The 12,434-nt window shown below is 59.8% G+C and carries 10 protein-coding genes; 5 read left to right on the top strand and 5 right to left on the bottom strand.

The features are described 5' to 3' along the window. Nucleotides 1-68: 68 nt before the first annotated feature. The gene (locus KGD89_RS03045) at nt 69-698 is read right to left on the bottom strand and encodes a response regulator (RefSeq protein ID WP_025258351.1); all 630 of its coding nucleotides are present in this window, start codon (nt 696-698) and stop codon (nt 69-71) included. Beyond that, nucleotides 695-2,707: a sensor histidine kinase gene (locus KGD89_RS03040; RefSeq protein WP_025258350.1), complete on the bottom strand. Its 2,013-nt coding sequence runs from the start codon at nt 2,705-2,707 to the stop codon at nt 695-697. The genes KGD89_RS03045 and KGD89_RS03040 overlap by 4 nt, the downstream gene beginning before the upstream one ends. 106 nt (nt 2,708-2,813) lie before the next feature. Between KGD89_RS03040 and KGD89_RS03035 the strand changes: the two genes are divergently transcribed. Next, nucleotides 2,814-3,773, top strand: coding sequence for an alpha/beta hydrolase family protein (locus KGD89_RS03035; RefSeq protein WP_025258349.1), 960 nt, complete (start codon nt 2,814-2,816; stop codon nt 3,771-3,773). Between the two features lie 73 nt (nt 3,774-3,846). Here KGD89_RS03035 and KGD89_RS03030 read toward each other — a convergent pair whose 3' ends face one another. From KGD89_RS03030 to KGD89_RS03020, 3 genes are read right to left on the bottom strand one after another with little or no spacing between them, the layout of a single operon-like run. Continuing rightward, nucleotides 3,847-4,614, bottom strand: a complete 768-nt coding sequence (locus KGD89_RS03030; RefSeq protein WP_025258348.1) for a TerB family tellurite resistance protein — start codon at nt 4,612-4,614, stop codon at nt 3,847-3,849. Then, on the bottom strand, nt 4,615-5,289 hold the full coding sequence (murU, locus tag KGD89_RS03025; protein WP_025258347.1) for an N-acetylmuramate alpha-1-phosphate uridylyltransferase MurU: 675 nt from the start codon (nt 5,287-5,289) through the stop codon (nt 4,615-4,617). It lies immediately after the preceding gene. Between the two features lie 46 nt (nt 5,290-5,335). Continuing rightward, a complete protein-coding gene (locus KGD89_RS03020) occupies nt 5,336-6,349 on the bottom strand; it encodes an aminoglycoside phosphotransferase family protein (RefSeq protein WP_025258346.1) in 1,014 nt (337 codons plus the stop codon). A 129-nt stretch (nt 6,350-6,478) separates the two neighbouring features. Between KGD89_RS03020 and KGD89_RS03015 the strand changes: the two genes are divergently transcribed. The 4 genes from KGD89_RS03015 to rsmA are packed head-to-tail and all read left to right on the top strand — an operon-like array spanning nt 6,479 to nt 12,342. After that, the gene (locus tag KGD89_RS03015) at nt 6,479-9,250 is read left to right on the top strand and encodes an LPS-assembly protein LptD (RefSeq protein ID WP_025258345.1); all 2,772 of its coding nucleotides are present in this window, start codon (nt 6,479-6,481) and stop codon (nt 9,248-9,250) included. Continuing rightward, on the top strand, nt 9,231-10,553 hold the full coding sequence (locus tag KGD89_RS03010) for a peptidylprolyl isomerase (protein WP_025258344.1): 1,323 nt from the start codon (nt 9,231-9,233) through the stop codon (nt 10,551-10,553). The genes KGD89_RS03015 and KGD89_RS03010 overlap by 20 nt, the downstream gene beginning before the upstream one ends. Beyond that, nucleotides 10,550-11,539, top strand: a complete 990-nt coding sequence (pdxA, locus tag KGD89_RS03005) for a 4-hydroxythreonine-4-phosphate dehydrogenase PdxA (RefSeq protein WP_025258343.1) — start codon at nt 10,550-10,552, stop codon at nt 11,537-11,539. The genes KGD89_RS03010 and pdxA overlap by 4 nt, the downstream gene beginning before the upstream one ends. Next, nucleotides 11,536-12,342: a 16S rRNA (adenine(1518)-N(6)/adenine(1519)-N(6))-dimethyltransferase RsmA gene (gene rsmA, locus KGD89_RS03000; protein ID WP_025258342.1), complete on the top strand. Its 807-nt coding sequence runs from the start codon at nt 11,536-11,538 to the stop codon at nt 12,340-12,342. The genes pdxA and rsmA overlap by 4 nt, the downstream gene beginning before the upstream one ends. Nucleotides 12,343-12,434 lie beyond the last annotated feature (92 nt).

Below are 12,434 nucleotides of genomic sequence, written 5' to 3'. Positions count from 1 at the left end.
CCCTACCTGACACTACAGTGCAGCCTTCTTTCGCGAATGAATTCGCTCCTACGGTGTCGTTTTCAGGATCAGAGCAGCTTGTGCTCCATAGCATATTTCACCAGGTCCGCCAGCGAGTGGAGGTTCATCTTCTGCATCAGGCGCGCCTTGTGGGTGCTGATGGTCTTGCTGCTCAGGGCCAGTTGCTGAGCGATGTCATTGACGTTGGCGCCCTGAGCCAGACGCTCGAACACCGAAAACTCGCGCTCCGACAGTAACGAGTGCAACGGGCGACTGTCGGTCAGACCGACCTCGAATACCATGCGGTCCGCCAGATCCGGGTCGATATAACGCCCTCCGGCCGCCACCCGACGAATGGCTGTCAGCAACAGGGCCGGATCGCTGTCCTTGGTCGCATATCCCGCCGCGCCGACTTTCAATGCACGGGCAGCCATCTGCGCTTCGTCATGCATCGACAACACCAGAATCACCGGCGGATTATTCAACGCCCGAATCCGGGGAATCGCCTCCAGGCCGTTGACGCCCGGCATGGAGATATCCAGCAGCACCACTTCGCAGGGCACATGCCGCAGGGTTTCAAGCAACTGCTCGCCATTACTGGCCTCGCCCACCACAAGCAGATCCTTCGCCAGGCCGATAAGCTGCTTGATGCCCTCACGCACAATGGTGTGGTCTTCAGCTACCAGTACACGAATCACTTTTCTCGCTCCTGCCCAACGGGGTCCAACGGGATATATGCGCGCAAGGTTGTGCCCTCACCGACCTCGCTGTCCAGCTCCAATCTGCCACCCAGCATCAGGACACGCTCGCGCATCCCCACCAGACCGAAGGAGACAGCACGGCCAGACTGCATCACAAAGCCCTGGCCATCATCAGCAATGGTCATGCACATCACCTCGTCGTCCAGCGTCAGGCTGACTTCCACGGTATGCGCCTGGGCGTGGCGCATGACATTGGTCAGCGCCTCCTGAAGAATGCGAAACATGCCGGTGGCCCTGGCATCGCTGAGCGGCGGCAGGTTGTCCGGCACCTGCACCAGACACGGAATCTGTGTGCGAGCCTCGAAGCGTCGGGCCTGCCATTCGATAGCCGAAGCAATGCCGGCATCGAGGATCGGTGGGCGCAACGCCGTGGCGACATCGCGTACCAACTGAAAGAGTTGAGCGATGAGACGCTTCATGCTGTTCAGCCGCTCGCTCAGACCCGGGTCAAGGTCGGCATAGGCCAGTTCGCACATGGAGGTTTCCAGCTTCAGCACCGTCAGCATCTGGCCCAGTTCGTCGTGCACTTCACGAGCAATGCGGGCCTTTTCCTCTTCACGCACGCTTTCCAGATGTGCCGACAATTCGCGCAACTGGTCGTGGGCGCGACGTCGCTCACTGACGTCACTGAGGAACACCACCAGATATTCTGCCTCGCGAAAGCGTAGAAAACTCAGGGACACGCCCGCAGGCAACACACTGCCATCGGCGCGGATGCAATTAGTCTCGAACACTTGCGGACTGTCTTCCATGGAGCGGGCGTTCTTCCACAGGCTCAGCCAGCGATCCATGTGCAGGCCGGGCTCGAAATCGATCAGCGGCCGGTCCACCACTGCGCCCGACGCATAACCGAGCATGGATTCTGCCGCATGATTGGCATAGCGCACCCGGCTGTCCCAGTTGACCCAGAGAATACCCACCGTGCTCTGATCGATGGAGAACTGCGCGAGGTGAAGCCCTTCCTCACCTTCCACACGTCGGGCAATGTCTTCCCGCGCCTCGACCAGCTCCTGCTCCAGTGCCTGCTGCTGACGGCGCTGCCAGACCACAATCGCGAAGCAGGCCAGCAACATCACCAGCAACAAGAGGCAGAGGTTCTGCCACAGTCCGGGCGACTCGCTGAAACGCGACGACTTGAGCGGCATCCAGCGTGTATGCAGTTGATCCAGCTCTTTCGCTGGAATCGCATGCAAGGCTTCACTGACGATGGCGGCCAGTTGCGGCGTGTCCCGGCGTGTCGCCACCCGCAGCAGTTGCGGCAACCCGATATCGCCCACCACAGCCAGCCCGGCAAACTCCGGCTCGCGGAACAGGCGACTGAGTTGCGCCTCGTCCACCACGGCATAGCGCGCCTGCTGACTCAACAACAATTGCAGGGCCTGGCGCTCCAGAGGCACACCTTGCAGATTCAGATGGGGGTAATTGCTGCGCAGGTAATCGGCGGTCGGACTCGGCATGCGCACGACCACTCGCGAACGCTCATCGACTTTTTCCAGATCCACTGCCGAGCTGCCATCGCGCTCCCCGATCACCAGTTGCGAAACCCGCAGGTAAGGATCGGAAAACATCCAGGTGCGCAGCCCGGAAGGGGTTTGCATCAGGCCGGGAGCAAGGTCTACCTGCCCCGCCGCCGCAGCCTTTTCCAGTGCGGCCTGATCGGGAAAGTTGCGCCACAGCAACTCAACTCGCAGAGCCGCCGCCAGCGCATTCATCAAGTCGACGTTGGCACCGGAAAGCTGCTGCAGACGCTGATCAAACTGTGCATAAGGCGCGTGCATCACCAGACCGACCCGCAACGGACCATGCTGGTCCAGCCAGGTGCGCTGCTCCTGGCTGAGCAATGCCTGCGCAACAGGCTCTGATTCATCAGCCCATGCATCCGGCACCCGAGCCATCAAGAGCAGGGCCAGGCAGCCGATAAAACCAATGCGCAGAAGAGCACTCATGTCGTTCTCTTGTGTTTTCGTTTGGCGGCCATGCACCGTCCCGGGACCTGACAAATACCGATCAACGCATTAGGCTGCCAGAATAGTTTCTGGCCTGGAATATTCGATGTCCCATACCTTTCGCACAACGCTTCCTGCATTGCTCCTGTCGCTGATATTACCTTGTGCGCTGCCGGTGGTGGCTGCCGATCCTGCACCGGCCAAGGATGCCGCCTCCGCCGAAGCCCCTGTGGAACGCGCCCCGCTGCTGACCCGGGCTCAGGAAGATGCAATCGCCCTCGAGCGTCAACTGCCGCCTCAGGACCTGCAGCAACTGCAAGCCGGTGACGAAAGCTTCCTGGCACTCTGGAAACCCGCCAACAGTGCCGACCCGAAAGGCGCGGTCATTCTTCTGCCCGGTGCGGGCGAGTCGGCGGACTGGCCGGATGTCGTCGGCCCGTTGCGTCGCAAGTTTCCGGACACCGGCTGGGCCACACTGAGCATCACCCTGCCGGATGTGCAGGACGAAGCCCTGATGCCACGCGAACCGGATGCGCCTGCCGCTGAAGAAAAGCCCAAGGACGCGTCAAAGGATGATACCGCCAAGGCAGCCGACACCACGGCGCAGGCAGGTGACGAGGTTGCAAAAGCCGCAAAGGCCGAGGAACGCGCCAAGGCTGAAGCCGAACACATCTTTGCCCGCATCGAAAGCGCGATCAATTTTGCCCAGCAGAACAAGGCACGCAGCATTGTGCTGATCGGCCATAGCAGCGGTGCCTATTGGGCAGCACGCTTCCTGAACGAGCGGCAATCTCCGCTGGTGCAGAAGTTCGCGATGGTGGCGGCCCGTGAGCCGGTCAATACCAAGCCTTCGCTGCTGGAGCTGGTACCGACGCTGAAAATGAAAACCGCAGATTTCATCTACAAGAACCAGTCACCACAGGCGGCCAGTTCTCGCCTGCAAGTCAGCAAACGCGCCAAGGGGGCGGGCTTTACTCAGGTTGCACTGATCAACATTGTGGGGAATGAAGAGGCCGAGCAGGAACAGATCTTTCGCCGTATCCGGGGTTGGGTAGAAGCGGAATAACGGCTTTCGCAAATGAATTCGCTCCTACGCGATCACCGTGGGGGCGAATTCATTCGCGAACAACCACTCACACTCAACGAAACCCGCGACGCGCCTTGATCACTCTATAGGCACTGTGCAATTCGCTGGTCTTTTCGGTGGCAACACGCACTTGCAATGTGTTGGCACCGCCTCCCGCGATCTTGTCCGGATGATGTCGACTGAGCAGACGACGATAGGCGCGCTTGATGCTCGCCGGGTCGGTATCGGCCTGCACTCCCAGCAGTGACAGCGCCCCGCTGTATTCGTCCGAACTGCTGACGGACGGCCTTTTCATCGGGTCGTGCTCGGCAGCCAGCGCCTCGATTTTCAGCTCTGACCAGCCCAGCCACATTCCCCAGGCTCCGATCAGCTCACGCTCGATACGGGTGACCTTGCCGTCGGCCCAGGCCATGCGCCAGCAAGCCCGCAACAGGCCTTCAGCCATGCCTGGCTGGCCACGCAGACGACGCAAATAACCGCGCAATCCGTCAGCGCCGTCCTTACCGCGATTGAAAGCGGCAATGGCAAGACGCTGTGCAGCCTCATCCATGTTCAAGCGACGCATTTCCGCCTGAGCCTGATGGATATGGCTGGCCATGACACGGCCGCCACTTTTGGCCAGACGCCCCAGCAGCACGAACAGCAGATCTTCGTCACGTACCGCCGAACGGCCACCCAGGCGCTCACGCAGATGCGCCCAGGTGTGCAGTTGCAGCCGACGATCCAGAGCCTGTCCCAGCAACGCACCTAACATCGCGCCCGGAATATCGGCAATGGCATATCCGGCTCCGGCGCCGAGCAGCGTGCCAGGCCACAGCATCTAGCGGGTCCCCGACAGCAATCGCTCGACTTCGCCAAGACGCTCATGAGTACCGACGTCAATCCAGATCCCTCGGAAATGCTCACCTGTCACCTGCCCCTGAGCCATCGCCTGACGCAACAACGGAGCCAGCTTGAAGGCACCGGCTTCGCAGCCAGCGAACAGGCGCGGATGCAGGATAGCAATACCGCTGTAGGTCAGGCGCGGTACGTCTTCTGCAGAAGACTCCTGCAGCAGGCCGTCGACAAGAGCGAAATCGCCAGTCGGATGGTGCGCGGGGTTATCAATCATCACCAGATGGGCAAGCCCGGTCAGGGGCGTGCGCAGCCCGGCAAAGGTGTAATCGGTCCAGATATCGCCGTTGACCACAACAAAGGGCTCATCCCCCAGCAGTGGCAGTGCGCGAAAGATACCGCCACCGGTTTCCAGTGGCTCGCCTTCGGGGGAGTAGCGAATGTTCACGCCCCAACGCTGGCCATCCCCAAGATAGTCTTCGATCTGTTGCCCCAGCCAGGCATGGTTGATGACCAGGTCGTGAAACCCGGCCTCCTTCAATGCCTTGAGATGGTATTCGATCAAGGGAACACCACCGGCACGCACCAGAGGTTTTGGTGTGTGCAAGGTCAACGGTCGCATCCGCTCGCCTTTACCGGCGGCGAGAATCATCGCTTTCATGCAAGCCTCTTCAACACAATCGATCCTTCTTCAAAAAAATCACACCTCACGCCGATGGCCGCAGGCTGGTGAGCAGTTGTCCCAGTTCTGCCAGCTCCGGACGTCGCGACACAACGGCCTCTATATATGAGAAGAAGCGCGGAACATCACCCAGATAGCGCGGTTTGCCATCACGATGGCAGATGCGGGCAAAAATCCCGATGACCTTCAAGTGACGCTGCACCCCCATCAGATCACTGGCCCGCGAAAACGTGGCGAAGTCTTCATGAACCTCAATACCCAGGGCTCGCGCCTTGTTCCAGTAAGTGTTCAGCCAACCGGCAACGCGCTCTTCAGGCCAGCTCAGGAACGCATCCTTGAACAGGCAGGTAATGTCATAAGTGACCGGCCCGTATACCGCATCCTGGAAATCCAGCACGCCCGGATTCGGTTCACTGATCATCAGGTTACGCGGCATATAGTCACGATGAACCAGCACTTTGGGCTGTGCCAGAGCACTTTCGATCAACAGGTCGCTGACATGTTGCCAACTGGCCAGTTGCGCGGAGTCCATTTCAATCCCCAGGTGACGCTTTACATACCACTCGGGGAAAAGCTCCAGTTCACGACGCAACAAGGCCACGTCATAGCTGGGCAACGGTGCATCCATCGGCAGTTGCTGATAAGTCAGCAGCGCTTCGATGGCATCGGCAAACAATGCATCGGCGTTGTCCGCATCGATGACGTCCAGATACGTCTGACGCCCCAGATCGCTGAGCAGCAAAAAGCCCTGCGTCAGGTCTTCGGCATGAATTTTCGGAACATTAATGCCCGAGCTGGCCAATAAATGAGCAATGTCCACGAAAGGTTTGCAGTTTTCCTGCGGTGGAGGCGCATCCATGACAATAAAAGTTTTATCGCCGCCTTCCCAGCGGAAATAGCGACGGAAACTTGCGTCGCTACTGGCCGCAGTCAACGTGGCCGGGGGTACGGCGCCCCATTTCTGTCTGGCAAAGAGCGCTGGCAACTGCTCATCGAGCCAAACTTTCAGGGATTGAAGGCGTATATCTTGGTCTGACATTACAAGGGTCTCCGACGGCGCTAGCCGTCAAGCGGGTCATGCTTTATTATCCGGGATCTTTTTCAGCCCATCGAGAGGCGTGCGGCCCCCCCGCGGGCAGATGGCGCGCAGGAAGCCCGGACTAATAAGATGGCATTGAAATCCCCCGCGTTTCGTAAAAAATTTCCGTTGCTCGTAACCGGCAGTCTGCTGGCGATGCAACCCCTGGCCACTCAGTTCGTGGTTGCCGCGGAACAGTATGACTGCTCAGTCTCTGCTTCGGGTGCCTGGAACTGTGCGCCGAAATCGAATACGGCTGCTGTAGCGCTGCCTCCACGTCCCGTGCACAGCGCGACCGAGGTCAGCTCCAACGGCACAGTGATTTCGCAAGGCACCACGGCCGGCACGACTGTCGACACGACCAAACTGGTCAGCGAAGCCAAGGGTAAAGGTCTGGCGTCGCGTAGTGCTGACTACAGCCACCTTGACTGGGTTCCCCGTGAAAAGCTCACGGCTGCGCAATTGGCCGAAACCGGTCCTTATTGCTCGGGAGCCTATGTCGAGCCGATCCGTCCAGGCATGGATGACAAGACCCCCAAGAGCGACGCTCCCCTGTTCGTCGGTGCCAAGGCATCGCGCTACGAGCAGGAGAAGCAGATTGCGACTCTGGCTGGCGATGTCGTCCTGCGTCAGGGCAGCATGCAGGCCCAGGCTCAGGAAGCCGCTCTGTACCAGGCCGAGAACCGTGGCGAACTCAACGGCGATGTCCGCTTGCGCGACAACGGTGCCCTGATCGTCGGCGACCGTGCCGAACTGCAACTCGACACCGGCGAAGCCCAGGTCGACAACGCGGAATACGTCCTGCACAAGTCGAACATTCGCGGTAACGCGCGCTACGCAAAGCGTGCAGAGAACGCGATCATCCGCCTCAAGGACGGTACCTATACCTCCTGCGAACCGGGCAGCAACGCCTGGACGCTCAAGGGCAACAACATCACGCTGAACCCGGCCACCGGTTTCGGCACCGCGACCAACGTCACGCTGCGGGTCAAGGACATACCGGTACTCTACACGCCGTATATCTACTTCCCGATCGACGACCGTCGCCAGTCCGGCTTCCTGCCGCCGACCATTGCTGCAGGTGGCGACAACGGCTTCACCCTGGTCACGCCTTACTACTTCAACCTGGCGCCCAACTACGACGCCACGTTGTATCCACGCTACATGGCCGACCGCGGCATGTTGATGGAAGGTGAGTTCCGCTATCTCACCAAGAGCAGCGAAGGCCAGTTCGGCGGCGCTTACCTCAACGACGAAGATGACGAGCGCAGACTGCAGTCCGAGTACGAGAAAAAACGCTGGATGCTCAACTGGCAGCATACCGGTGGTCTTGACTCCCGCTGGCTGACCAAGGTCGATTACACCGACATCAGCGACCCGTACTACTTCCAGGATCTGGATACCGACCAGATCGGCGTGAACACACCTGAGTTCCTCAACCAGCAAGGGTCCTTGACCTATCGCGGTGACAGCTACAGGGCAATGCTCAACGTCCATGCCTACAAACTGGCATCGATCGCCAACATCACACCGTATGACCGTGTGCCACAACTCACGCTCAACGGCACGCTGCCATACAACCCTGCCGGCCTGCGTTTCGATTATGAAACCGAAGCCGTGCGTTTCGAGCGCGACCTGCAGAGCGGCACCTACTTCGACAAGGACGGCAACCCGGAAGCTCGCCTGGACACAAACGTAGGCGGTCTGGCTCGCGCCAACGGTGATCGTCTGAACCTGGCTCCGTCGGTCAGCCTGCCGATGAACTGGACCTATGGTTTCCTGACGCCCAAGCTGAAGTATGTCTACACCCAGTACGACCTGGATCTGGACAGCCGCGGCAGAGCCGCCGTGCCTGACTTTGAAAGCAAACAGACCCGCAGCCTGCCTATCGTGAGCGTCGACAGCGGCCTGTACTTCGACCGCAATACCCAGTGGTTCGGCAAGGATTATCGCCAGACGCTGGAACCGCGCATGTTCTACCTGTACGTGCCGGAAGAGAACCAGGATGACATTCCGGTTTTCGACACGAGCGAAAGCACGTTCAACTACTCGTCCCTGTTCCGCGACAACCGCTTTACCGGTTACGACCGTATCGGCGACGAGAACAAGCTTTCCTTCGGTGTCACCAACCGCTGGATCGAAGAGAACGGCTTTGAGCGTCAGCGCTTCAGCATCGGTCAGGCGGTGTACTTCAGGGATCGCAAGGTGCAACTGCCAGGTATCACCTTTGCCGACCGCGACGATGCCAAGGCCAAGGTTTCGCCTTATGCGCTGGAGCACGAATATCGCTTCAACCGCGACTTCCGCATCAACTCCGACTTCAACTGGGATCCGGACAGCCGCAGCACGCGTTCGGGCAGCACCATGCTGCATTACCAGCCTGAAGATAACCCGGGCAAGATCATCAACGCCGGCTATCGCTATCGCAACGACCAGGTCCGCTACGACGAGAACACCGGTCGCTGGACAGTGGGCGGTGGCGACTATGGCACTCCAGGTCAACCGGGCTACGTGAAGGACTACTACAAGATCCAGCAACACGATTTCTCGGTCATCTGGCCAATCGTGCCGCAATGGAGCCTTATCAGCCGCTGGCAGTATGACTACAACCGCGACCGTACCCTTGAAGCCTTTGGTGGTTTCGAGTACGACAACTGCTGTTGGAAACTGCGTCTGATCAACCGCTACTGGGTCGACTACGACGAATACAGCCAGGCTGCCCCTCAGAACGAGAAAGGCGACCGCGGCGTATTCCTACAAATTGTGTTGAAGGGACTGGGCGGCGTTACCGGCGCCAAAGTAGAGAGCTTCCTCGACAAAGGCATTCAAGGTTATCGTGAACGTGAAGACCAAGCTTTCTGATTGTCTGCGCCCGCTGATGCTGGGCGCGTTACTCCTGAGCGGCGCTGTTCATGCAGCGGTTCAACCTCTGGACAGCGTAGTGGCCATCGTCGACAACGACGTGATCATGAAAAGCCAGATGGACCAGCGTGTTCGCGAAGTCCAGCAGACCATTGCAAAGCGCGGAGCAGGCACACCGCCGGCCGAAGCGCTGCAGTCGCAGGTACTCGATCGCCTGATCCTGGAAAACCTTCAGTTGCAGATCGGCGAACGCTCCGGCATTCGTATCACCGATGAAGAGCTGAACCAGGCTATCGAGACCATCGCCCAGCGCAATAACATGAGCGTCCAGCAGTTCCGTGCTGCCCTGGCTCATGATGGTCTGTCCTACAACGATGCCCGCGAGCAGGTTCGTCGCGAGATGGTCATCAGCCGCGTGCGCCAGCGTCGTGTGGCCGAACGCATCCAGGTTTCCGAGCAGGAAGTGAAGAACTTCCTGGCTTCCGACCTGGGCAAGGCTCAGTTGTCCGAGGAGTTCCATCTGGCCAATATCCTGATCGCGACACCGGACAGCGCTTCGTCGGATGCGATCCAGGCGGCTGCCCGTCAGGCTCAGGATATCTACGGTCAACTGCAGAAAGGCGCCGACTTCGCTCAACTGGCCGTTGCACGGTCTGCAAGCGAAAGCGCACTGGAAGGTGGCGACATGGGCTGGCGCAAGGCTGCTCAGTTGCCACCACCTTTCGGGGACATGCTCAGCTCCATGCGTCCGGGTGAAGTAACCCCTCCTGCACGCACACCGGGCGGCTTCATCATCCTCAAGCTGCTGGAAAAACGCGGCGGCGAAGGCCAGCCCCAGATGCGCGACGAAGTGCATGTGCGTCACATCCTGATCAAGCCAAGCGAAATCCGCAGCGAAGAAGAGACACGTCGTCTGGCGACCAAGCTTTATGACCGTATCGAAGCTGGCGAGAACTTCAGCGAACTGGCCAAGAGCTTCTCGGAAGATCCGGGCTCGGCGCTCAACGGCGGCGACCTGAACTGGGTTGACCCCAACTCGCTGGTTCCGGAATTCCGTGCAGCCATGAACGATACGCCGCAAGGCACATTGTCCAAGCCGTTCAAGACAGCCTACGGCTGGCACATTCTGGAAGTTCTTGGCCGTCGCGCCACTGACGCCACCAGCCAGGCCCGTGACCAGCAAGCCCTGCTCGTACTGCGTAACCGCAAGTACGACGAAGAGCTGCAAACCTGGCTGCGCCAGATCCGTGACGAAGCCTACGTCGAGATCAAGCTTCCCGGCGCGGCCCAGGCTACACAGTGAAACCAAAGCGTTTCGCACTGACACCCGGCGAGCCGGCCGGCATTGGTCCTGACCTTTGCCTGCTGCTCGCCACGCAGCCTCAGTCACATCCCCTGATTGCCATTACCAACCGTGACCTGCTCCTGGAGCGGGCCACGCAGTTGGGCGTGACCGTCAACCTGATTGCCGTCACTCCCGATGCCTTTCCCGAGCAACCGGCACCTGCTGGCAGCCTGTATGTCTGGGATACCCCGCTGCAAGCCAGGGTGGTAACCGGCACGCTGGACACGGCCAATGCGGCTTTCGTGCTGCAGACCCTGACCCGCGCCGCCCAAGGCTGTGTCGACGGGCTGTTCGCCGGGATGATCACCGCCCCTGTCCACAAGGGTGTGATCAACGAAGGCGGCATCGCCTTTTCCGGGCATACCGAGTTTCTTGCCGAGCTGACTCACACCGAACAGGTGGTGATGATGCTGGCTACGGGTGATCTGCGCGTGGCACTGGTGACCACTCACCTTCCGTTGCGCGACATTGCCGATGCCATCACACCGGAACGCCTTGAGCGCGTCACGCGCATCCTGCATGCCGATCTGGTCAACAAGTTCGGCATCGCACGACCACGCATTCTGGTCTGCGGCCTCAACCCCCATGCGGGAGAAGGCGGACACCTGGGTCGCGAAGAAATCGACATCATCGAACCAACCCTGGAGCGTCTGCGCAGCGAGGGCATCGACCTGCGAGGCCCGCTGCCTGCGGACACTCTGTTTACCCCCAAATATCTGGAGCATTGCGACGCAGTGCTGGCGATGTATCACGACCAGGGCCTGCCCGTGCTGAAATACAAAGGTTTCGGCGCGGCAGTCAATATCACGCTCGGCCTGCCGATCATCCGCACCTCCGTCGATCATGGCACTGCGCTGGATCTGGCTGGCAGCGGAAACATCGACACCGGCAGCCTGAAAGTAGCCCTGCAAACCGCCTACCAGATGGCCGAGACGCATTCATGACCGAGCAATACCAACACCGGGCGCGCAAGCGCTTCGGGCAGAACTTCCTGCATGACGCAGGCGTTATCGACAAGATCCTGCGCGCCATCCGCGCCAAGCCTGAAGACCGCCTGCTGGAAATCGGCCCGGGCCAGGGCGCCCTGACCGAAGGCCTGCTCAACAGCGGCGCACATCTGGATGTGGTCGAGCTGGACAAGGACCTGATCCCGATCCTCAACAGCCAGTTCGCAGGCAAGCCGAACTTCAACCTGCATCAGGGCGATGCCCTGAAGTTCGACTTCAACAGCCTGGGCGCTGCGCCCAACAGCCTGCGTGTCGTGGGCAACCTGCCCTACAACATCTCCACGCCGCTGATCTTTCATCTGCTGCAAAACGCAGGACTGATCCGCGACATGCACTTCATGCTGCAGAAGGAAGTGGTCGAGCGCCTCGCGGCCGGACCGGGTGGCGGTGACTGGGGCCGTCTGTCGATCATGGTTCAGTACCATTGCCGCGTGGAACACCTGTTTAACGTAGGTCCGGGAGCGTTCAATCCGCCCCCGAAAGTGGACTCGGCCATCGTCCGCCTGGTGCCCCATGAAACACTGCCTCATCCGGCCAGGGACCATCGCCTGCTGGAGCGCGTGGTACGCGAAGCCTTCAACCAGCGCCGCAAGACCCTGCGCAATACCCTCAAACTGTTACTGAGCGCAGATGACATTGCGGCTGCCGGTGTCGATGGCAGCCTGCGTCCCGAGCAACTGGATCTTGCTGCATTTGTCCGCCTGGCGGACAAACTCAGCGAAAAGGCAGGGGTGGAATAATCTGAAGGGGCAAGTAAATGGCTATGTGCCGTTAGTCATTTTCCGTTTACTTGTCCTAGACTGACCTGTCTATCGAATGCTCCAGTTTTTTC

It is taken from the genome of Pseudomonas cichorii, from assembly GCF_018343775.1.
In the GTDB taxonomy this organism is placed as follows: Bacteria; Pseudomonadota; Gammaproteobacteria; order Pseudomonadales; family Pseudomonadaceae; genus Aquipseudomonas; species Aquipseudomonas cichorii.
Note: the sequence above shows the minus strand (reverse complement) of the source record. Positions and strands in the feature narration are given on the sequence as shown.

Bases quoted from the DNA above. Each gene is read 5' to 3' on its own strand.
- KGD89_RS03035 (WP_025258349.1), top strand. From the start codon at position 2,814: ATGTCCCATACCTTTCGCACAACGCTTCCTGCATTGCTCCTGTCGCTG.
- KGD89_RS03040 (WP_025258350.1), bottom strand. From the start codon at position 2,707: ATGAGTGCTCTTCTGCGCATTGGTTTTATCGGCTGCCTGGCCCTGCTC.
- KGD89_RS03030 (WP_025258348.1), bottom strand. From the start codon at position 4,614: ATGCTGTGGCCTGGCACGCTGCTCGGCGCCGGAGCCGGATATGCCATT.
- murU (WP_025258347.1), bottom strand. From the start codon at position 5,289: ATGAAAGCGATGATTCTCGCCGCCGGTAAAGGCGAGCGGATGCGACCG.
- KGD89_RS03015 (WP_025258345.1), top strand. From the start codon at position 6,479: ATGGCATTGAAATCCCCCGCGTTTCGTAAAAAATTTCCGTTGCTCGTA.
- KGD89_RS03020 (WP_025258346.1), bottom strand. From the start codon at position 6,349: ATGTCAGACCAAGATATACGCCTTCAATCCCTGAAAGTTTGGCTCGAT.
- rsmA (WP_025258342.1), top strand. From the start codon at position 11,536: ATGACCGAGCAATACCAACACCGGGCGCGCAAGCGCTTCGGGCAGAAC.